The 18070-nt window shown below is 66.0% G+C and carries 23 protein-coding genes; 10 read left to right on the top strand and 13 right to left on the bottom strand.

Annotation, left to right across the window (positions count from 1 at the left end):
• Positions 1-74 precede the first annotated feature (74 nt).
• Both CR152_RS01640 and CR152_RS01635 read right to left on the bottom strand, forming a co-directional pair.
• Complete coding sequence (locus CR152_RS01640) at positions 75-920, bottom strand: hypothetical protein (protein ID WP_099873202.1); 846 nt, start codon at positions 918-920, stop codon at positions 75-77.
• A 128-nt stretch (positions 921-1048) separates the two neighbouring features.
• On the bottom strand, positions 1049-1795 hold the full coding sequence (locus tag CR152_RS01635) for a hypothetical protein (RefSeq protein WP_099873200.1): 747 nt from the start codon (positions 1793-1795) through the stop codon (positions 1049-1051).
• 119 nt (positions 1796-1914) lie between these two features.
• On the opposite strand from CR152_RS01635, the gene CR152_RS01630 reads away from it, so the two are divergent.
• Positions 1915-2295: a zinc finger Ran-binding domain-containing protein gene (locus tag CR152_RS01630; RefSeq protein ID WP_099873198.1), complete on the top strand. Its 381-nt coding sequence runs from the start codon at positions 1915-1917 to the stop codon at positions 2293-2295.
• On the opposite strand, the gene CR152_RS01625 is transcribed toward CR152_RS01630, so the two are convergent.
• Positions 2292-2861: a DUF8082 domain-containing protein gene (locus CR152_RS01625; protein ID WP_099873196.1), complete on the bottom strand. Its 570-nt coding sequence runs from the start codon at positions 2859-2861 to the stop codon at positions 2292-2294. The genes CR152_RS01630 and CR152_RS01625 overlap by 4 nt on opposite strands.
• Before the next feature lie 19 nt (positions 2862-2880).
• On the bottom strand, positions 2881-3960 hold the full coding sequence (locus CR152_RS01620; RefSeq protein ID WP_167399862.1) for a cache domain-containing protein: 1080 nt from the start codon (positions 3958-3960) through the stop codon (positions 2881-2883).
• Between the two features lie 176 nt (positions 3961-4136).
• Between CR152_RS01620 and bla the strand changes: the two genes are divergently transcribed.
• The gene (gene bla / locus CR152_RS01615; RefSeq protein WP_099873192.1) at positions 4137-5033 is read left to right on the top strand and encodes a class A beta-lactamase; all 897 of its coding nucleotides are present in this window, start codon (positions 4137-4139) and stop codon (positions 5031-5033) included.
• A gap of 16 nt (positions 5034-5049) precedes the next feature.
• On the opposite strand, the gene CR152_RS01610 is transcribed toward bla, so the two are convergent.
• From CR152_RS01610 to CR152_RS01595, 4 genes are all read right to left on the bottom strand, one after another.
• Positions 5050-5274 (bottom strand): hypothetical protein, encoded by a 225-nt coding sequence (locus tag CR152_RS01610; RefSeq protein ID WP_099873190.1) that lies wholly within the window; start codon positions 5272-5274, stop codon positions 5050-5052.
• Positions 5275-5413: 139 nt separating this feature from the next.
• Positions 5414-5896 carry an arsenate reductase ArsC gene (locus CR152_RS01605; RefSeq protein ID WP_099873188.1) on the bottom strand — a complete coding sequence of 161 codons (483 nt, stop codon included), beginning with the start codon at positions 5894-5896 and terminating at the stop codon, positions 5414-5416.
• A gap of 25 nt (positions 5897-5921) precedes the next feature.
• Entirely contained in the window at positions 5922-6596 is a 675-nt protein-coding gene (locus CR152_RS01600; RefSeq protein WP_099873185.1) for an aquaporin, read from the bottom strand.
• Positions 6593-6913 (bottom strand): ArsR/SmtB family transcription factor, encoded by a 321-nt coding sequence (locus CR152_RS01595; RefSeq protein WP_099873183.1) that lies wholly within the window; start codon positions 6911-6913, stop codon positions 6593-6595. Before CR152_RS01595 ends, CR152_RS01600 begins: the two co-directional genes overlap by 4 nt.
• Positions 6914-7075: 162 nt before the next feature.
• Between CR152_RS01595 and CR152_RS01590 the strand changes: the two genes are divergently transcribed.
• The 3 genes from CR152_RS01590 to CR152_RS01580 all read left to right on the top strand — a co-directional run bounded on the left by CR152_RS01590 (position 7076) and on the right by CR152_RS01580 (position 9696).
• Positions 7076-7612: a Spy/CpxP family protein refolding chaperone gene (locus CR152_RS01590; protein WP_099873181.1), complete on the top strand. Its 537-nt coding sequence runs from the start codon at positions 7076-7078 to the stop codon at positions 7610-7612.
• A gap of 73 nt (positions 7613-7685) precedes the next feature.
• Positions 7686-8390, top strand: coding sequence for a response regulator (locus CR152_RS01585; protein ID WP_229413244.1), 705 nt, complete (start codon positions 7686-7688; stop codon positions 8388-8390).
• Complete coding sequence (locus tag CR152_RS01580; RefSeq protein WP_229413243.1) at positions 8383-9696, top strand: HAMP domain-containing sensor histidine kinase; 1314 nt, start codon at positions 8383-8385, stop codon at positions 9694-9696. The genes CR152_RS01585 and CR152_RS01580 overlap by 8 nt, the downstream gene beginning before the upstream one ends.
• On the opposite strand, the gene CR152_RS01575 is transcribed toward CR152_RS01580, so the two are convergent.
• Genes CR152_RS01575 through CR152_RS01565 form a run of 3 tightly spaced genes read right to left on the bottom strand, consistent with a single transcriptional unit; the run spans position 9693 to position 11685 of the window.
• Positions 9693-9920 carry a hypothetical protein gene (locus CR152_RS01575; protein ID WP_099873179.1) on the bottom strand — a complete coding sequence of 76 codons (228 nt, stop codon included), beginning with the start codon at positions 9918-9920 and terminating at the stop codon, positions 9693-9695. The genes CR152_RS01580 and CR152_RS01575 overlap by 4 nt on opposite strands.
• Positions 9921-9928: 8 nt before the next feature.
• Entirely contained in the window at positions 9929-10393 is a 465-nt protein-coding gene (locus CR152_RS01570; RefSeq protein ID WP_099873177.1) for a DUF2269 family protein, read from the bottom strand.
• Positions 10393-11685, bottom strand: a complete 1293-nt coding sequence (locus CR152_RS01565; protein WP_099873175.1) for an SDR family oxidoreductase — start codon at positions 11683-11685, stop codon at positions 10393-10395. Before CR152_RS01565 ends, CR152_RS01570 begins: the two co-directional genes overlap by 1 nt.
• 68 nt (positions 11686-11753) lie before the next feature.
• On the opposite strand from CR152_RS01565, the gene CR152_RS01560 reads away from it, so the two are divergent.
• Both CR152_RS01560 and CR152_RS01555 read left to right on the top strand, forming a co-directional pair.
• Positions 11754-12221, top strand: a complete 468-nt coding sequence (locus CR152_RS01560) for a hypothetical protein (protein WP_099873173.1) — start codon at positions 11754-11756, stop codon at positions 12219-12221.
• Between the two features lie 17 nt (positions 12222-12238).
• Positions 12239-12601 (top strand): hypothetical protein, encoded by a 363-nt coding sequence (locus tag CR152_RS01555; protein ID WP_099873171.1) that lies wholly within the window; start codon positions 12239-12241, stop codon positions 12599-12601.
• A 12-nt stretch (positions 12602-12613) separates the two neighbouring features.
• Here CR152_RS01555 and CR152_RS01550 read toward each other — a convergent pair whose 3' ends face one another.
• Positions 12614-15103: a TonB-dependent receptor plug domain-containing protein gene (locus tag CR152_RS01550; protein ID WP_099873169.1), complete on the bottom strand. Its 2490-nt coding sequence runs from the start codon at positions 15101-15103 to the stop codon at positions 12614-12616.
• A 241-nt stretch (positions 15104-15344) separates the two neighbouring features.
• Positions 15345-16292, bottom strand: coding sequence for a DUF808 domain-containing protein (locus CR152_RS01545; protein ID WP_099873167.1), 948 nt, complete (start codon positions 16290-16292; stop codon positions 15345-15347).
• 233 nt (positions 16293-16525) lie between these two features.
• Here CR152_RS01545 and CR152_RS01540 point away from each other — a divergent pair, with 233 nt between their 5' ends.
• The 3 genes from CR152_RS01540 to CR152_RS01530 all read left to right on the top strand — a co-directional run bounded on the left by CR152_RS01540 (position 16526) and on the right by CR152_RS01530 (position 18063).
• A complete protein-coding gene (locus tag CR152_RS01540; protein WP_099873165.1) occupies positions 16526-16738 on the top strand; it encodes a BrnA antitoxin family protein in 213 nt (70 codons plus the stop codon).
• Between the two features lie 235 nt (positions 16739-16973).
• The gene (locus CR152_RS01535; RefSeq protein WP_054265369.1) at positions 16974-17258 is read left to right on the top strand and encodes an HU family DNA-binding protein; all 285 of its coding nucleotides are present in this window, start codon (positions 16974-16976) and stop codon (positions 17256-17258) included.
• 163 nt (positions 17259-17421) lie between these two features.
• Positions 17422-18063 (top strand): LysE family transporter, encoded by a 642-nt coding sequence (locus tag CR152_RS01530; RefSeq protein WP_099873164.1) that lies wholly within the window; start codon positions 17422-17424, stop codon positions 18061-18063.
• Positions 18064-18070 lie beyond the last annotated feature (7 nt).

Genomic DNA, 18070 nt, shown 5'->3' with positions numbered 1-18070 from the left:
GCGTAACAAGCGAGTGTGCAGTGCGAATGTGCTGAATGTGAAGTGGGCCGGTATTGCGCTGCTGGAGCTGGAAATCAGCGGCCTGTTTCTTGTCCTGCATACCGGCCAGCGCCATCACTGGCGTGCGCGGATCTCCCGGAGGGAGCCGGCACGGCGCTGCACTGGGTGCCGGTGAGGCGGTAGTAGGAGGCGCGCGCTTCCTCGGCGCTGGTCGCGCCGCGCGTGGTCAGCACGATGCTGGTCAAGTCGGGGGGGAAGCCGCCCTCTCCCGCGCAGATGCGCCGCATGATTTTTTCATTGCCGAGGTAGCGCAGCACGCGTATGCCGTTCGTGCTGGTGGCGTGTGCCTCGTCGGACGCCATGCGCATGCCGACCCGCGTGACGACGGACGGCAGTTCCATGGCGCCGACGATGGCCAGCGCCAGCAGTACGCCAGGCCACGCGGAGGGCAGCGCCGCGCCGCCGCTGTGCAGAAGGCGGCCGGCGAGCACGCGACGCACGGCCAGCGTCGCGATCAGCGCCAGCAGCGGCGCGAGCAGCAGCAAGCCGAGGCCGAAGACGACGAGGCCCAGCACCGCTACCGGCGTGAGCGGCAGAAACAAGATGGCGAAGATGGCGCTGATCCCGGTCGCAAATCCGTGCAGCAGCGCCAGCGGACGCGACAGCTCGAGCCACTCGCTATCGACGGCGTGTATCAGCAAGGCATTGGCCAGCGGGACGCTGGCAATGAAGACGATGTAGACCGTCAGGGTGAGCGACAGGACAATGCCTTCCCAGCGCAGGCCGATGAACAGGGCAGCGAGCGCGATGACCGGCAGGATCACGCCGGCGAACCAGATCGCTGCGCGCAGATGAGAACGCACTGCGTGGGGCGGCGCTGACGCGACGGCGGGGCTTGCGGAGTCGTACAGATCGATCATGGCATTCCAATGGAAACTTGACAGACCACGAGCGTAACAAGCATGTGTGCGGTGGGAATGTGCTGAATGTGAAGTGGGCCGATAATACGCCACTGCGCAGCAATGACAGGATAACCAACCATGCAAGCCTACGAGACGGGGCACGCTTGCGTCCGCTTGATCGGGTTGCCTATCGTTAGTAACAGGCCGCTCAGGTCCGTGACGCTGGTCTCCTGTCGTTTGCACATGCTTGCTATCATTTTCTCGTTGCCCAAGTGGCGCAGCAGGCGCACGCCGTCGGCCCTGGTGGCATGCACGCTGCTGTTCGCCATGCGCATGCCGATCAGCGTCACGGCGGCCGGTAACTCGACGACGGCACCGACGGCCATCGCCAGCAGCACACCGGGCAACGCGGACGGCAGCGGCGCCCTACCGGTCTCCCGCACCATCTCGCCGAGCATGCGGCGCCCGGCCAGCAACGCGATCAGCGAAAGCAGCGGTGCGAGCACCAGCAGCAAGAAGATGCCGTAACTCAGGATTACGGCCATGGTGAACGGAATCAGCGGCAGGAAGACGATGGTGTAGACGATGCTGACGGTCGCTGCGAAACCGTGCAGCAATGCCAGCGGGCGCGGCAGCAAAGGCCGCTCGCTCATCATTGCGCGCAGCAGCAGCGCATTGGCGAGCGGGATGCTGGTAATCAGGAACGCGTGGATCAGCATGGTGCCCGGTAGCGGCATGCTGCCCCCCACATAGCCGACGTGCACGACCGCGAGCGAAATCAGCGGCAGGATCACGCCGCCAAACCACAGCGCTGCGCGAACGGAATCACTGAGCATGTGATACGGCAGCGCGGGCTTGAAAGGCAGCCGCACCGCCTCGTAATGGTCGATCATGGCGTTCCAGGGAAACTTGTCAGACCACAAGCGTAGCAAGCGCTTGTGCGGTGGGTATGTGCCGAATGTGAAGTAAGCCGATGCTACACTGCTTCGGATTCATTTCTGGATGTCCGACCATGCAAGCTTACGAGTGGCAATGCCACGTCTGCAGACACAGCAATAGCGCCGCACGCGATACCTGTAGCGCCTGCGGCTTTGCCGCAGCGGCGCGCGGCAAAGATATTCTGCTGAAACGCGCGGCCCAGGCCGACGCCGCCGAAGCAGCGCCGCCCGCTTCTTCCGACAGCGTGAACCTGACCGAGCTCGTTGCCTACTTGCCCCTTTGGCGCAGGATACTTGCCTACGTCGGCCTGATGGTGAGCGGAGCTGGCGGCATTTGGTGGAAATTTGCCTGGACCATGCCATCCTACGGGAGCGCTTTCCTGATGGTGGCCGGCGGCCTGCTGCTGGTCGGACTGGCCGCCGGTCGGAAGACCGCACCCTCCCCACCACCCTAAACCGCCCCCAGCCCCACGGCACGTCCGGCATCGAGCCGGAAATCGGCGGCCTGCTTCTTGTCCGGAATATCGGCCGCCAGCGCCATCACCAGCGTGCGCAGGTCGCTCGCCTCGCTGGCATGTTCGGCGCAGACGATGGTCGCCATCGGCCCGATGTGCCCGGCCAGCATGCGTTCGAGCTTGTGCAGATCCTCGCGCGCAAACTCGGCCGGCGCCGGACGCTGGCGCGTCGGATGCGGCCCCACCCGCGCCGGTGCGCGCAGCGGCGCCGGATCGTTGAGCAAGTCCATCAGGTTGATCCCGGCCGCCCCGGTTCCCGTCTGCTTCGCCACATAACTGTCGTCGAAGCGCACGCTGGCGCGCAGCATGGTGCGCATCGCGGCCACCGCCGCTTCCCCGCGATGCCCTCGGCACAGCAGCATGACGATATTGCCGCTGTTCATGTGCACCTGGGCCATGCGGTTGTCGTCGCTGACGATGAACGCGGTGCCGGTGCGGCCCTGGTCGCGGAAATGCCGCAACTGTTCCACGATGCCGCCGAACGGCATCAGCTCCTGGTGTGTCATGGCATTCCCCTTGCGTACGTCATGCTCTGCGGCTCAGCCGGCTGATGGCCATTTGGATGCTGATGCCCAGCCGTTCGATGGCACGTGCCAGCGAGCCGATCTCATCACCCCGCATGGTGCCCGGAATAGTCTCCGTAAACTCGCCCTTGCTCAACTGTTCCGCCACGACGATCAGCTGGTTGATCGGCATCGTCAACTGTTTGGCCAGGAAGGCGGCCACGCCCACCACCAGCACGGCGGTCAGCAGGATCAGTGCGCGCGCACCGGTTTCGATGCGTTCCAGCGCGGCGTAGGCTTCGGCGTAGTCCTGTTCCACCAGCAAGGTCCAGCCCTGCGGCAACTTGCGCGAGTAGCCGACCACGCGCTTGTCGCCCGACGCATACACGGTCGGCTGCTCGGCGATGCCATCGATCTTGAGGGCCGGATAATTGCTCATGTCCTGCACCGCGTCGGTGGCCTGGTCGGGCCGGCCCGAGGCGATTACCTTGTTATCGGCGTCGAGCAGGATCGCGTAGCCGGTCTCGCCGATGCGGGTATCCTTGATGACCCGCGAAATATCGTCCAGCTTCATGGCCATCGCCAGCACGCCGACCGTGCCGCCCATCGCATTGCGGATCGGTACGGCCAGGGTCAGGGCCGGACGGCCGGTCGACTTGCTGATCAGCACCTGGCGGCTCGATACGTCGCCCTTCATGGCCGACTGAAAATAGCTGCGTTCGCCGAAGCGCGTCAGCGGCTTGTCGTCGCTGCGCGCGATATTTTCGCCGGTCGGTTCGATCGTGAAGACCACGAAGGCCCATTCGTAGCTCTCGCCCATGGCGCGCAGGATGGGCGTCTGGCGCGCCGGCTCCATGCTGCGGATGTCGTCGAGCTTGGCGGTCTGGCGCAGCGCGCGCACGTTCGCTTCGTCCCAGCCGTTGATGCCGGTGGCGATGCCGCTGGCGGTCATCATCAGGTGCTGCGAACTGGTCGCTGTCGCGTCGGAGCGCGCCTGGCTGCTGCCCGCGTACCAGACGCCCAGCAGCGGAACGAGCGACACCGCCAGCAAGGTGATCACCAGCTTGTGAAAAATAGTGAGACGGAACGATTCGGATTTCATCGGGAGTTTCCTTTTCTGTGGACAGCCCGGCGGCGCCCTGCGCACGGTGCGCAAGCGGAGAGGGGATATCGACAGAAGACCATATTTCCACAATGCAATGGTTGAGATGGGACAAGGCATCGTGGAGAATGGCGGCTCTACAACACTCTGCCATCCACCCACAACCGAAAGCCCGTATGACCTCATCACTCCCCTTTTCCCCACGCCGCCGCGGCTTGCTGATCGCGGGCGCCTGCGCTCCTCTTCTTGCGGGCTGCGCTTTATCGTCCGGCACCGTCGGCGTCACGCAAGCGCGCCTGGCCGCGCTGGAAAAGGCCGCTGGCGGACGTCTGGGCGTGGCGGCGGTCGATACCGGCAACGGCCGGCAGATGGGACATCGCGCCAGCGAACGCTTTCCGATGTGCAGTACCTTCAAGGCCATCGCCTCGGCCGCCATCCTGGCGCACGCCAGGAACGTGCCGGGCTTGCTGGAACAGCGCATCCGCTATACCAAGGCCGATCTGGTGACGTATTCCCCGATTACCGAGCAAGAGCTGGACAAGGGCATGACGGTGGCCGAGCTGTGCGAGGCCACCATCCAGTACAGCGACAACGCGGCGGCCAACCTGCTCATGAAACTCATCGGCGGCCCGGCGGGCGTGACGGCGTTTGCACGCAGCGTGGGCGATACCACGTTCCGGCTGGACCGCTGGGAAACCGAGCTCAACTCTGCGATCCCGGGTGATCCGCGCGACACCACCACCCCGGAGGCGATGGCGACCCTGCTGCGCCGCGTGGCGCTCGATGACGGCTTGCCGCCGGCGCAACGCGACCTGTTGCAGGCATGGATGCGCGGCAACACGACCGGTGCGGCACGCATCCGCGCGGGCGTACCGGCCGGCTGGGCGGTGGCGGACAAGACGGGCACTGGCGCTTATGGTTCGAGCAACGATATCGGCATCGTGTTCCCGCCCAAGGGCGCGCCGGTGGTGCTGGCGCTGTACTACACGCAGGCGGCGCCGGACGCCAAGGCCAACAGCGATATTCTGGCTGCGGCAACGCGGATCGTGATGGAGGAGTTAGGGCGCGTGTAACCGCCGTGGCGGCGCGTCAGGCGTTGGAGGCCGTCTTTCTGCGCGGCAGCTGCTTGAACAGGTCGGTGCGGCGCAGCCGGATGCCGCGCGAGTGAATCCCGCTGATCGCCCCCCACGCCGAGGCCCAGCGCGCCGCCCGTGCCTTCTCCTCATCGGACGATGAGTCGATGGCGCGGTCGATCGCCTTGACCATGCGCGACATGCCGTAGGCCTTGCGTGCTTCCTTCCCCCGGTATTTCATTTGCTGCCCGTATTAACTTACTTGTCTTCAGGGTATGCCTACTTATTAGGCAACACCGTTCGCCATCGCACCTCCAGCTTTTTTAACTGAATGGCAAGACGTAACAATTTGTTACTACGGTAGAGTTCCCGACTGCCGGTTATTTGTGCAACGTACCGATCCGGTCAAGTTCGCGTTTCACGGCGTCGGGCGCGCCATCCAGGGTCGCCGCCGGCAGCGCAAACAGCGCCTCGATGCGCGCGCGCAAGGTGGCATACGCCTGCATGAAGCTGGCGTCGATCTGCGCGTCGGTGCCGCTGGCATGGGCCGGGTCGTCCACGCCCCAGTGCGCGCGCAGCACCGGTCCCAGATAGGCGGGACAGGTTTCCCCGGCCGCGCTGCCGCAGACCGTGATGACGATGTCGGGCACGACCGGCAGCGTGCCCCACGACTTGCTGTGATAGCCCTCGCTGGCAATGCCTTCGCGCGCCAGCAGGGCCAGCGAGCGCGGATGCACCGCGCCGGTCGGCTTGCTGCCGGCGCTGACCGCATGCCAGCCGGCCGGGGCCAGATGGTTGAAGGTCGCTTCGGCCAGTATCGAGCGGCACGAGTTGCCGGTGCAGAGGAACAGGACGTTTTTCATGGGCATTTTCTTGAAGTGAATGAAGTCAATCGGAACGGGTATCCGGCGCGGGCCGGTACAGCCAGCAGAACAGCAGCGTCGCCGCGCCCGCCCCTGCCAGCTGGGCGAGGATGAAGCCCGGCGTGTCCGACGGCCGGATGCCGGCAAAGGTGTCGCTCGCCGCGCGCGCCAGGGTCACCGCCGGATTGGCGAACGAGGTCGACGCGGTGAACCAGTAAGCGGCCGTGATGTAGGCGGCCACGGCGAAGGGCGTGGCCCCGGGGCGGGTGCGCGAACAGCCGATAATGACGCCCAGCAAGCCAAAACTGGCCACGAATTCGCTCCACCACTGGGACGGACCGGTGCGCACATGGAGCGATGCGGACAGCAGCGGCAGCTCGAACATCGCATGCGCGGCCATCACGCCCGCCAGCGCGCCGGCCAGCTGCGCCGCGATGTAGGGCACGAGCTGGGCCGCCGGCAACTGCCCTTGCCAAGCCGCCGACAAGCTCACCAGCGGATTGAAATGCGCGCCCGACACCGCGCCGAAGGTGAGAATCAGTGCCACCAGCCCGGCCCCGGTCGCGATGGCATTGGCCAGCAGCGCCAGCGCCACGTTGCCGCCCGCCAGGCGCTCGGCCATGATGCCCGAACCGACCACGATCGCCAGCAGGAAGGCGCTGCCCAGCCCTTCCGCCACCAGGCGGCGCGCCAGCGTCATGCCAGCATGGGGCCGCTGTCCGGCCCGCAGGGATTGCCGCCGCAGCAGTTTTCGGTGAGAAAATCAATCAGCGCCTGCATGGTCGGCATATGGGCCGCGTAGATCAGGTAGCGCCCGCTCTGGGTCGGTGCGATCAGCCCGGCATGGCTCAGTTCCTTAAGGTGGAACGACAGCGACGATGGCGCAATGCCGAGCCGCTCGCCGATCTGCCCCGGCGACATGCCGCCCGGCCCCGCTTCGATCAGCAGCCGGAACACCGCCAGCCGCGATTCCTGGGCCAGCGCGGACAGCGCCGCCAGTGCGTTTTTGTTTTCCATCTTTGACTCCATGTTCGATGTTTCCATAATATTGGAAACGTCGAATGTGCACAAGCATCCGCTTTACAAAACTTTACCGGCCGCACACGAAGCAGACAGGGGCGCCGCCTACAGTGGAACCCTGCGAGCCCACCCTGGTCTTGCACTTACGAAAGGCAGCCCATGAATCCGCATAAACATTCGCACCCACACCACCACGGCCACCCTGACGGCGAGCACGGACCCAAGCGGCGCGGCCGCCGCTGGCTGGTCGGCGCCGCCCTCGGGCTGGCCGCCGGCGCCATGTCCCTGGCCGGCGCCAGCTTTGCCGGCGAAGGGCGCGGCATGCACGGCCACCGCGGCCATTTCGCCGCCATGGACCCGGCCGACGCCGCCAAGCACATCGACAGGATGGTCGAGCACCTCCTGAGCGACGGCACGGCCGAGCAAAAGGCACGCCTGTCCGCCATCGCCAAAGCCGCCTTCGCCGACCTGCAACCGATGCACCGCGAGCACAAGGCCAGCCGCCACAAGGCGCACGCGCTGTTATCGGCCCCGACCATCGACCGGGTCGCCCTGGAACAGTTGCGCGTGGATGAAGTGCAGCGGCTCGACCATGTCAGCAAACGCATCCTGGAAGCGGTGGCGGACGCGGCCGACGTGCTCACCCCCGAGCAGCGCGTGCGCTTCGCCGCGCACATGAAAAAACGCATGCAATGACCGCCTGCCCTGAATCCACCGAGCCATGTATCCTTGGGCCTTCCGACACTTTGGACGACAAGTCACCTCCAGCATGCTTCCGCGCATTTTGATGATCGAAGACGACGAGCGCCTGGCCGGCATGGTCGTCACCTACCTCGGGCAGAACGGTTACACGGTGGCGCACGCCACCACGGCCGCCGCCGGGCTGGCCGAGCTGCAGTCGAACGCGCCGGCGCTGGTGCTGCTCGATCTGATGCTGCCCGACGCCGACGGCCTGGAGGTGTGCCGCCGCATCCGCGCCCTGGGCGCGCCGCTGGCCTCGGTGCCGATTGTCATGCTCACCGCCAAGGGCGACCCGCTCGACCGCGTGGTGGGGCTGGAACTGGGCGCCGACGACTACCTGCCCAAGCCGTTCGAGCCGCGCGAACTGCTGGCGCGCCTGCGCGCCGTGCTGCGCCGGCCCCAGCTGGCCGAGGCCGAGACCAGCGTGCGCCAGTTCGGGCGCCTGGCGATCGATACCGGCGCGCGCAAGGTCAGCATCGATGGCCAGGCGCGCAGCCTGACGGCCTACCAGTTCGACCTGCTGCTGGCGCTGGCCGAGCGCGCCGGGCGCGTGCTCTCGCGCGAACACCTGATCGACGCTGTCAAGGGCGAGTCGCTGGAACCGTTCGACCGCTCGATCGATGTGCATATCGGACGCCTGCGCCAGGCCATCGAGGACGATCCCAAGCACCCGCGGCGCATCATCACCGTGCGCGGCGCCGGCTATGTGTTCGCCAAGGTCCAGGATGCGTAGGCGCGAGCGCAAGGCGGCGTGCGCGGACGGCGCAGCGCGCGGAGGGCGTTTTTCGATAGCGCACCGCCTGTACCTGCGCATGTACGGTGCGCTGCTGATCAGCCTGGGGCTGGCGGCGTTCCTGTTCGGACTGGCGCACTGGCTCTACGATCCGGAACACCTGAACTCGGGCAACGAAGCCATCGCCGAGCTGGCGTCCAGCGTGCTGCCGCCCGCCAGCGCGTCGAGTGTTCAGCAGCAAGCCGCGCTGACCCGCTGGGCCAAGCGCCTGCAAACCGACCTGGCGCTGTACACGAGCGCCGGTGAGCCGGTCGCGGCCGCCGGCGAGCCCTTGCCGCCGCTGGCCAAGGCCCGGCGCGGCGCCAAGCTGTTCGGACCGATGGCAGTGTTCACCTTGCAATTGCCGGACGGCCGCTGGCTGGTCGGCCAGCGCGCCTACGGCAAGCGCGGCCCGCTCGGCCTGCTGGCGATGCTGGTGCTGATCGCACTGGTGGTGGCGGTGGCCGCCTATCCGGCGGTGCGGCGTCTCACGCGGCGCCTGGAACGCTTGCAGGAGAGCGTGGAAACCTGGGGCGGCGGCCAGCTCGGCACCCGCGTCGCGGTCGAAGGCAAGGATGAAGTGGCGCGCCTGGCCACCAGCTTCAACCAGGCGGCGGCGCGCATCGAGGCGCTGGTCGGCGCGCAGAAAAATCTGCTGGCGAACGCCTCGCACGAACTGCGCTCGCCGCTGGCGCGGATCCGCATGGCGGTCGAACTGATGCAGGAACAGGCGGCGCCGGCGATTCGCGACGAACTCACACGCAACATCGGCGAACTCGATCAGTTGATCGATGAAGTCCTGCTGGCCAGCCGGCTCGACACCACCGCCGAGCTGGCGCGCAGCGACGAGTCGGCCGACCTGGCCGCCATCGTGGCCGAGGAGTGCACGCGGGTGGGCGCGAGCTTCGAAGCGGCGGCGCTGACCCTGCCGGGCGACGCACGCCTGCTGCGGCGCCTGGTACGCAATCTGCTGGAAAACGCGGGCCGCTACGGCGCCGGCTCGGGCGTGCACGCCAGCCTGCGCCTGCACGGCAAGGAAGCGATCGTGCTCGACGTCTGCGACAGCGGCCCCGGCGTGCCGGAGGCGGAGCGCGAACGCATCTTCGAGCCGTTTTACCGGGTGCCGGGGGCGAGCGAGTCGGCCGGCGGGGTCGGCCTGGGCCTCAGTCTGGTGCGCCAGATCGCGCGCCATCATGGCGGCGAGGTGCGCTGCCTGGCGGGCGAGCCGGGAGGGTGCTGCTTCCGCGTGACTTTGCCGGTGGTTTAGGGCTGCTTGCTGGCGTAGGCGTCGTGCGCGTGCTGGCTGATGTAGGTCGCCAGGCCCCGCCCCGCCTGCGCCAGCAGTTTCATTTGCTCCACATGTTCGCGCCCGGCGCTGGCATGGGTGTAGACATACACCGCGCCGCCGGCAAACCGCACGGCGATCTGGCGCGCGCCGATGCGGTAAGCCTGCACGCCGGAGTCGCCCGAGAGATTGGCGTACGGGGTCATGGGCGCGCTCATACGGGTTTGGCCACCATCAGCCAGAAGATGATGACCAGCGCGAAGAAGGCTGGAATCCCCAGCAGCACCCAGAAGCGCAGGTAGCGCCAGTACAGGGGCGGCAGCTCGGTGCCGTCGCGCGCGGCCACCTGGGCCATGTCGCGCATGCGCAGCTGCATCCATACCACCGGCAGCCAGCAGGCGCCGGCAAAGAAATACAGGGCGAACGACCACGCAATCCAGGCGCTCCTCAAGGGGTAGCCGGCCAGGTAGATCATGTACAGGCCGGTGACCGGCTGGACGATGATGGTGGTGGTGGTAAAAATCCAGTCGGCCAGCACCACGTGGCGGCTGACCACGGCAATGGCGCGCACGTCGCGGCTCAGGCTGGTGAACAGCATGTAGAAGGCCGAGCCGATGCCGGTGCCGAACAGAAAGGTCGATGACAGGATGTGCAGCCATTTGACGATCGTGTAGTCCATTATTTTTCCTCATCAAGTTCAAACAGGAGCCAGATGGCGGCCAGCATGGGCAGGTTCTTGGTCAGCGGACCGTAGGGATGAAGCAGGAATTCGGGCAGCTTGAACGCGATCACCAGCGTATAGAAACCGATCAGCAGCAGTTGCGCGCCCCACAGCCAGCGCCGCCGTTTCAGGGTCAGGATGCCGATGCCGATCAGCAGGTCGAGCGCGCAGGCGCCGTACAGCATCAGCGGCGCCAGCGCGGGCGGCACGCCTGTGCGTTCGAGCAACTGGTAGCTCTGTTCGACCGGATACAGCCCGGCCGACACCGCCGCCGTGGCAATCCACACCGCCGCGATGGAGACGCGCAGCAGCGGCATCAGCCAGTGCAGCTTGGCCTGCATGCGCTCGGCGGCGGGGTCGTCGATGAAGCTGCTGACCGGGCGCGGCAGGCGGCCGATCAGGCGCACCGTCATGCCGGAATCGGCGCTGCTGCCGCGGTCGAGCATGCGCAGGGCATCGCGGTTGAGCAGGCTGCCCGGCAGCAGGCGCGCCAGCCCGGCCAGCGCGCTGCCGCACCAGGCCGGCAAGCGCAGCACGCGCAGCTTGCCCAGGCCCATGCCGCTGCGCAATGCCGCCAGATAATCGGTGAACGGCATGGCGACCGGGCCGACCAGGGCGATGCGCTGGGCCGTGGCGCCGCCCGGGCCGACCGGCAGCGGGCGCCGGATCAGGCTGGCGATGGCGCTGACCACGTCGTCCACATGGATCGGCTGCACCAGTTGCGGCGCGCTGCCGAAACGGGCGCACAAGGGCATGCTGGCAAGGGTGCGGAACACGCGCGCGCTGACCCCGTCCTTGCCGTACACCAGGGACGGCTGCAGGATGGCCGAACGCAGCGGCAGCAGCGCCAGGTAATCGTCGGCCGCTTTCTTGCTCAGGTGATAGGCGCTCTCGGCCTGCTGGTCGGCGCCCAGCGCGGACAGCTGCAGCACCATGCGCACGTCGTCCGATTCGACGCAGGCGGCAAACAGGGCGCGCGGCGTATCGCTGTGAACCGTGGCGAAGGTGTGCTTGCCGTGCTCGCGAAAAATGCCCACCGTGTTGATCACCACATCGATGCCGTCCAGGCGCGACAGCCAGACCGATTTATCGGTATCCTTGACGAAGTCGGCTTCGATATAGCGCAGGCGTGCGTGCGTGGCGGCGGGCGGCTTGCGCACAGCCGCAACCACGTAGTAACCCTCGGCAAGCAACACGTTCAGCAGATGCCTGCCGATAAACCCGCTCGCTCCTGTCAGCAATATGCGCATCCGACCTCCTTACCATTCATACCAATAGAGCCAACACAACACGTTCATTTAATTCCACGAGGACATTCATGGATACCTGGAAATCTGCAACCCAACGCGGCCTCGTCTCGGGGGCCACCGCCAGCCTGCTCTCGAGCGCCGCCCTGGCCGCCCTGGGCAAGGCAACCGACGGCAGCAGCTTCGGCCCGACCAATGCCATCAGCCACTGGATCTGGGGCGAGAAGGCCGCGCACCGCGACGGCGCCTCCTTGCGCTACACCCTGACCGGCTACCTGATCCACCATGCCAGCGCGACCTTCTGGGCCGTGCTGTTCGAGCGCCTGATGGGCCGCCAGCTCGACAGGAAAGATCCGATCGCCACCTTGCAAGCGGCCACCGCCGCCTCGGCCGTGGCCTGCTTCGTCGATTACCAGATGACGCCCGAGCGCCTCAAGCCCGGCTACGAAAAACGCTTGTCGCAGCCCTCGCTGGCGCTGGTCTACGGCGCTTTCGGGCTGGGCCTGGCGGCGGGCGCCTTGCTGATCCGGCGCGACTAGCCTGCACCGGAGTCGGGATGATAGCGGGTTTTCTGCTCGCGCTCATCGGCCACGGCGTCATTGGCGCGCTGCTGGCACTGGAATTGGCGATCTCGACGGTCGACCAGGTGCTGGAGGTGGATATCCGCACGCTGCCGCCGACCGAACGCGCGGCGCACGTGGTGCTGTTCGTCAACCTGGGGATCATCCTTGCGCTGCTGGGGCAGCAGTTGCTGGCGTGGGCGGCATTGCCGCCGGCACTGGTGCGCGTGGACCATGGCTGGGCCAGCTGGGTCTTGAGCGGGCTGGCCATCGCCTCACTCGGGTGGCGTGTGCGCGATGGCCTGGCTGCCTCGCGGCTGCGCCGCCGTTCCCGCATGGGCGGCAACGGCGGCTTGTAGCTTACGCGCCCATCAGAACGCGTAGGTGGCGCGCGCGTACACGAAGCGCCCGCCACGTCCGAACGCGGCGTAGTTCGGGAATGGCGCATTGCCGCTCGGATTGAGCGCATTGCCGACCGATTCAGGATACTTGTCGAACAGGTTTTCCGCGCCGAAGGCCAGGTTCACCTTCGAGGTCATGGCATAGCGCCCTTCCAGGTCGATCACGGTTTTCGCGTTCAGGGTCACGTCCAGCGCCGGCGAGGCGTTCGGCGAGAGCACCTTGCCGTAGCGGGTGGCGCGCAGGGTGGCGCCCATCTGGCCGAGTTTCCAGTTGGTGCTGGCGTTGAACTTGTTCTTCGGCTGTCCCTGCTCCAGCGACAGCACGTTGAGGCGGTCGAACAGCGGGGTCGGGGTCGGCAGCGCCGCCAGTTGCGCTGTGGCCGGAACCTTGGTCACGTCGGTCTTGGTGAAGTTGCCCGCCACCGTGAAGTCGAACTTGCCGACCGCGCCGCCATTGGCCGCCCAGTTCACCACCACGTCCACGCCATCGGTGGTGGTATCGACGCCGTTGATGAAGAAGCGCCCGCCGCCCACGCCGATGAAGCCCTGCTTGGTCAGGAAATTGCGCACATCGGCGGACGTGAGGTTTTCGGACAGCACGATGCGGTCGCGCACCTTGATGCGGTAGGCGTCGATGGTGACGTTGGCGCCGCCCAGGCGCATGACGGCGCCGAGCGAGGCGTTGACCGATTTCTCGGCGTCGAGCGGCTTGGCGCCAAGCGCCACGGCCACCGAATCGGTCGGGCGGAAGGTGGTGATCTCGAACGGCACGCCGGTGATGAAGTTGGTCGCCGTCGAGGTGAAGTTCTGCTGCTGCGGCGACGGCGCGCGGAAACCGTTCTGCACCGATGCGCGCAGGGCGAACGCCTTGCTGAAATCGTAGCGGGCCGCGAGTTTGCCGGCCAGGCTGTCGCCGAAGTCGGAATAATGCTCGCCGCGGATCGCGACCGAGGTCAGCAGCGATGGGGTGATGTTCGCTTCCAGGTCGACAAAGGCGCCGATGGCGGTGCGGTGCGTATCCGATTCATTCTGCGGACGGAAGCCCGAAAACACTTGCGCGCCCGGCGCGGTCGGCTGGCCGTTCGGCAGCAGCTGGCCGCCGAAGCGGTAGGAATCGGGCTCGCCGGCGAACAGGCTGTAGCCTTCGCGGCGCGCCTCGGCGCCCACCGCCACGTTCAGCGGCGACGACAGGCTGGTCAGCGCCACCGAGCGTACCCCGGTCAGGTTCAATACCAGCTGGTCGTATTCGAAGCCGCCGGCGTCGAACGAGGTCTTGCTGCTCGGGCCGATCGAGCGGTTCAGGGTGTTTTCGATGGTGAAGGCCATCTTGTTCTTGCCGTAGCCGAGCGAGGTATCCATTTCCCACTCGCCCATGCTCCAGCTGGCGCCACCGGTGGCGGCGAAGTCGTCCACCACCGGCGAGATGATCGGCATGAAGCCGTCCGGGTAGATCGACGGGATGTTGCGCGGATCGTTGGACCAGCGGAAGAAGCCGGCCGAACTGGCTTCGCGCTTCTGGTAGCTGGCCCAGCCGTAGACCTTGACGCCGTTGCCGAGCGTGTCGCCGGCATTCGCGAACAGGGTCGACTGCTTCATTTCCGGCTCGCCGTACCAGGTGTTGAAGCGGTTGATGGTGTTTTCGCGCGGATCGTACGCGCCGCCCACCAGCGCGTACTGCTGGCGCATGTCGTAGCCGCTGCGTTCGGTGTGCTTCTGGTCCTTGAATTCGCCGGCGATGGTCAGATAGCCGGTTTCGCCCAGCGCCAGGCCCTTCCACATGCTCACCGTGGCGGTCTGGCCGTCGGTGCGCTTGCGCGAGTTCTGCGCCTGCCAGGTGGCGTTGGCCGGGGCCGGGCCGGTCAGGAATTCGTATTCGGTCAGGCGCGCGCCGTAATTGATGGTCGCTTCGCCGCCGTCGCGGTTGCTGCGCAGGCGCAGGTTGACCACGCCCGAGATCGCGTCCGAGCCGTACTGGGCGGCCGCGCCATCGCGCAGCACTTCGATATTCTTGACGATCGCGGTCGGGATCGTGTTCAGGTCGACGGCGGCCGAGCCGCGCCCGATGGTGCCGTTCACGTTCACCAGCGAGGAGGCATGGCGGCGTTTCGAGTTCACCAGCACCAGGGTCTGGTCGGGCGCCATGCCGCGCAGGGTGGCGGGGCGGATGGTGTCGGTGCCGTCGGCCAGGCCAGGACGCGGAAAGTTCAGCGACGGCAGGGCCACGGCCAGGGCCTGGTTGATTTCGGTGGTGCCGGAATTTTTGAGCGATTCGGCCGAGATGATGTCGACCGGGGAGGCGGTGTCGAGCGCGGTGCGGTTGGCTACGCGGGTGCCGGTCACGACCACGGTATTTGAAGTGTCATTCGGTGCTGCGTCCTGGGCGATCGCCGCGCCGGTGGCGAACAGCGCTGCAATCGATAATGCCAATACGTGCTTCTTCGGTGCGAATGTTGTCTGCATACCTGCTCCCTTGGTGAAATATTAATTTTGTTTTAACTCAACCTATCAACTCAGTTATGTGAATAGCGGAAATCTTGCCGAACCATACTGAGACGAAGATATGGCAAAGTCAATTCCGAAGGGGGTTATGCAGATCTGATAACAACAGTTTGGATAGTTTCGTCAGTTCCGCGTAAGAAACGCGGCAACCCTGGACGGGCGGACGGTAGCGGCGGCCAGAACGGCCGCCGCGTCACAACGATCAAGCGTGGCCGCTGGCCTGCTTGCCCTTGAACAGGCGCTTGGCGCCCATCACCACGCCCAGCACCAGGGCGCCGGCGATCAGGCCGACGATGGCGTCGATCAGGGTCGGGACAATCGCCTTGAGCACCGGGCCGATGCCGGCCACCGCGCCGGCTGCCGTGGCCGCGTCGTCGACCAGGTGGTGCAGCGCGCCGATGCCGTGCTCCAGGATGCCGCCGCCGACCATGAACATGGCCGCCGTGCCGACCACCGACAGGGTCTTCATCAGCTTGGGCGCGGCCGACAGCAGCAGGCGGCCGAAGGCGCGCGCGGCGCCGTTGGCGCGTTCGCTCAGGTACAGGCCGGCGTCGTCCAGCTTGACGATCCCGGCCACCAGGCCGTACACCCCAACCGTCATCACGATGGCAATCGTGGTCAGGACCGCCACCTGCTGCCCGAACGGTGCCTTTTCGACCGTGCCGAGCGAGATGACGATGATCTCGGCCGACAAAATGAAGTCGGTGCGCACCGCGCCCTTGATCTTCTCTTTCTCGAGCGCGACCAGGTCGACCGACTCGTCGCTGAGCGCCTTGACCAGCTGCTCGTGGTGCGCCGCGTCCTCGGCCGGGCTGTGCAGGTATTTGTGGGCGATCTTCTCGAAGCCCTCGAAGCACAGGTAGGCTCCGCCGATCATCAGCAGCGGCGTGATGGCCTGCGGCAGGAAGGCGCTGATGGCCAGCGCGGCCGGCACCAGGATCGCCTTGTTCAGGAAGGAACCCTTTGCGACCGCCCATACCACCGGCAATTCGCGGTCCGCTTTCACCCCCGTGACCTGCTGGGCATTGAGCGCCAGATCGTCGCCGAGCACCCCGGCGGTCTTCTTGGCCGCCACTTTGCTCATCACCGCGACATCATCGAGGATGGTCGCGATATCGTCGATTAATGCCAGTAAACTGCTTGCAGCCATCTGTCCTGCTCCAAAGTTGGTCGAAAGGGAGCATCTTAACCCGAGTCCGTTCAGCCCGGCTTTTTGCGTTTCACCCCCCGGAATCTGCAACTCGTCGCTTTCCGGCCGTTGTCGCGGTGTCATGTACGTATAGTGAAATCAGTGCAAGGCCCGGCAATTTTCCATGTAATCCGGGCCTGCCCTGACCGATTCCACGCACGCAAGCCAACCATACGATGTAAAGCGAGGCAACCATGAAATCCGAGTACGATTTTTCCAACACCGCCAACACCGCCGGCCGCCCGGTCAAGCGCAAGACGCGCATCACCATCTACCTCGACGACGAGGTATTGCAGCAGTTCCGCTCGCTCTCCGAGCAGAGCGGCAAGGGCTACCAGACCCTGATCAACGCCGCCCTGCGCACCCGCCTGCCGCAGGTGCGCCCCGAGCCGGCACTGGCCGAGTAAGCGCGCCGGCGCCGCCGCCGGCCCGCCCGCTGCCTGCCGCCGCACGCGCGCAGCATGCGCCGATGCGCATCGCGCCCCCCCCCCGCGCGGCGCTTTTCGGGCCGCGCACGATAGCCCCCGATATCGTCGTGATCCAGTCACAGCGGGGGTTACTTTTGCGCGTACTCTTCGGAATTTATTACACTAGGCAATAATTATGCTAATCTTCCCGCTCTTTTAACACGGGAGGATTTTTATGAAAAAAGGCGAACTGATTGCGGAATTTGCGAAGCGTACAGAAATGTCCGGCGCAGCTGCCAACAGCGCGGTGAACACGATCATCGATATCATCACCGAGCGTCTGAAAAAAGGCGACACGGTTGGTATCACCGGTTTCGGTACGTTCTCCGTTGCCAAGCGCGCTGCGCGCAAGGGCCGCAATCCATCGACTGGCGAAGCGATCAAGATCGCTGCGTCGAAGTCGCCTAAGTTTTCGGCTGGCGCGACCCTGAAGGCTGCGGTCAACCCGAAGAAGAAGTAAGCGGCTCTGTGCGCGGCCTGAAGCGGCGGCGTCGGTCCCAGACCGGCTTCGCCGCTTCAGCTGCCGCGTGTTTTCCCGTCTTTTGCATCCTGCCGCATCCTTCTGCATCGCCCCGTATCTTGTTGTATCCTGCTGGTCCCCCTTTACTGCGCACCACATTCCCATGCCGCTTGCCACCTGGATTGCCTTCGTCATCGCCGGTTCGCTGATCGCCATTTCGCCCGGTTCGGGCGCCGTGCTATCGATGTCGCACGGCCTGGCCTACGGCTTGCGCAAGGCCAGCGCCACCGTGGCCGGCCTGCAATGCGGCTTGCTGCTGGTGTTCGCCATCGCCGGCGCCGGGGTCGGTTCGCTGTTGCTGGCCTCGGAACTGGCGTTCAATATCGTCAAGATCATCGGCGCGCTGTACCTGATGTACCTCGGCGTGCAGCAGTGGCGCGCCCCGGTGGCGGCCGGCACCGGCCAGGCCGGCGCACCCTTGCCGGCCCATCCATCCTGGCAAAAGCGGGCGCTGACGGGCTTCCTGACCAATGCGACCAACCCCAAAGGCATCATTTTCATGGTCGCGGTGCTGCCGACGTTTATCTCGAAGACCCTGCCGCTGCTGCCGCAGCTGGTCATTCTCGGCGCCACCATGCTGGTCATCGATACCATCGTCATGCACGGCTACGCCTTCCTGGCCTCGTCCATGCAGCACTATTTCCGCGATGCCGGCGCCGTGCGCAAGCAAAACCGCTTTTTCGGCGCCGTGCTGGTGTTCATCGGCGGCGCCCTGTTTTTCGTGAAGCGCGGCAACCACAGCTGAGTTGCTC

The organism is Massilia violaceinigra, assembly GCF_002752675.1.
Lineage (GTDB): Bacteria > Pseudomonadota > Gammaproteobacteria > Burkholderiales > Burkholderiaceae_D > Telluria_A > Telluria_A violaceinigra.
This window is presented reverse-complemented; position numbering and strand designations above follow the sequence as displayed.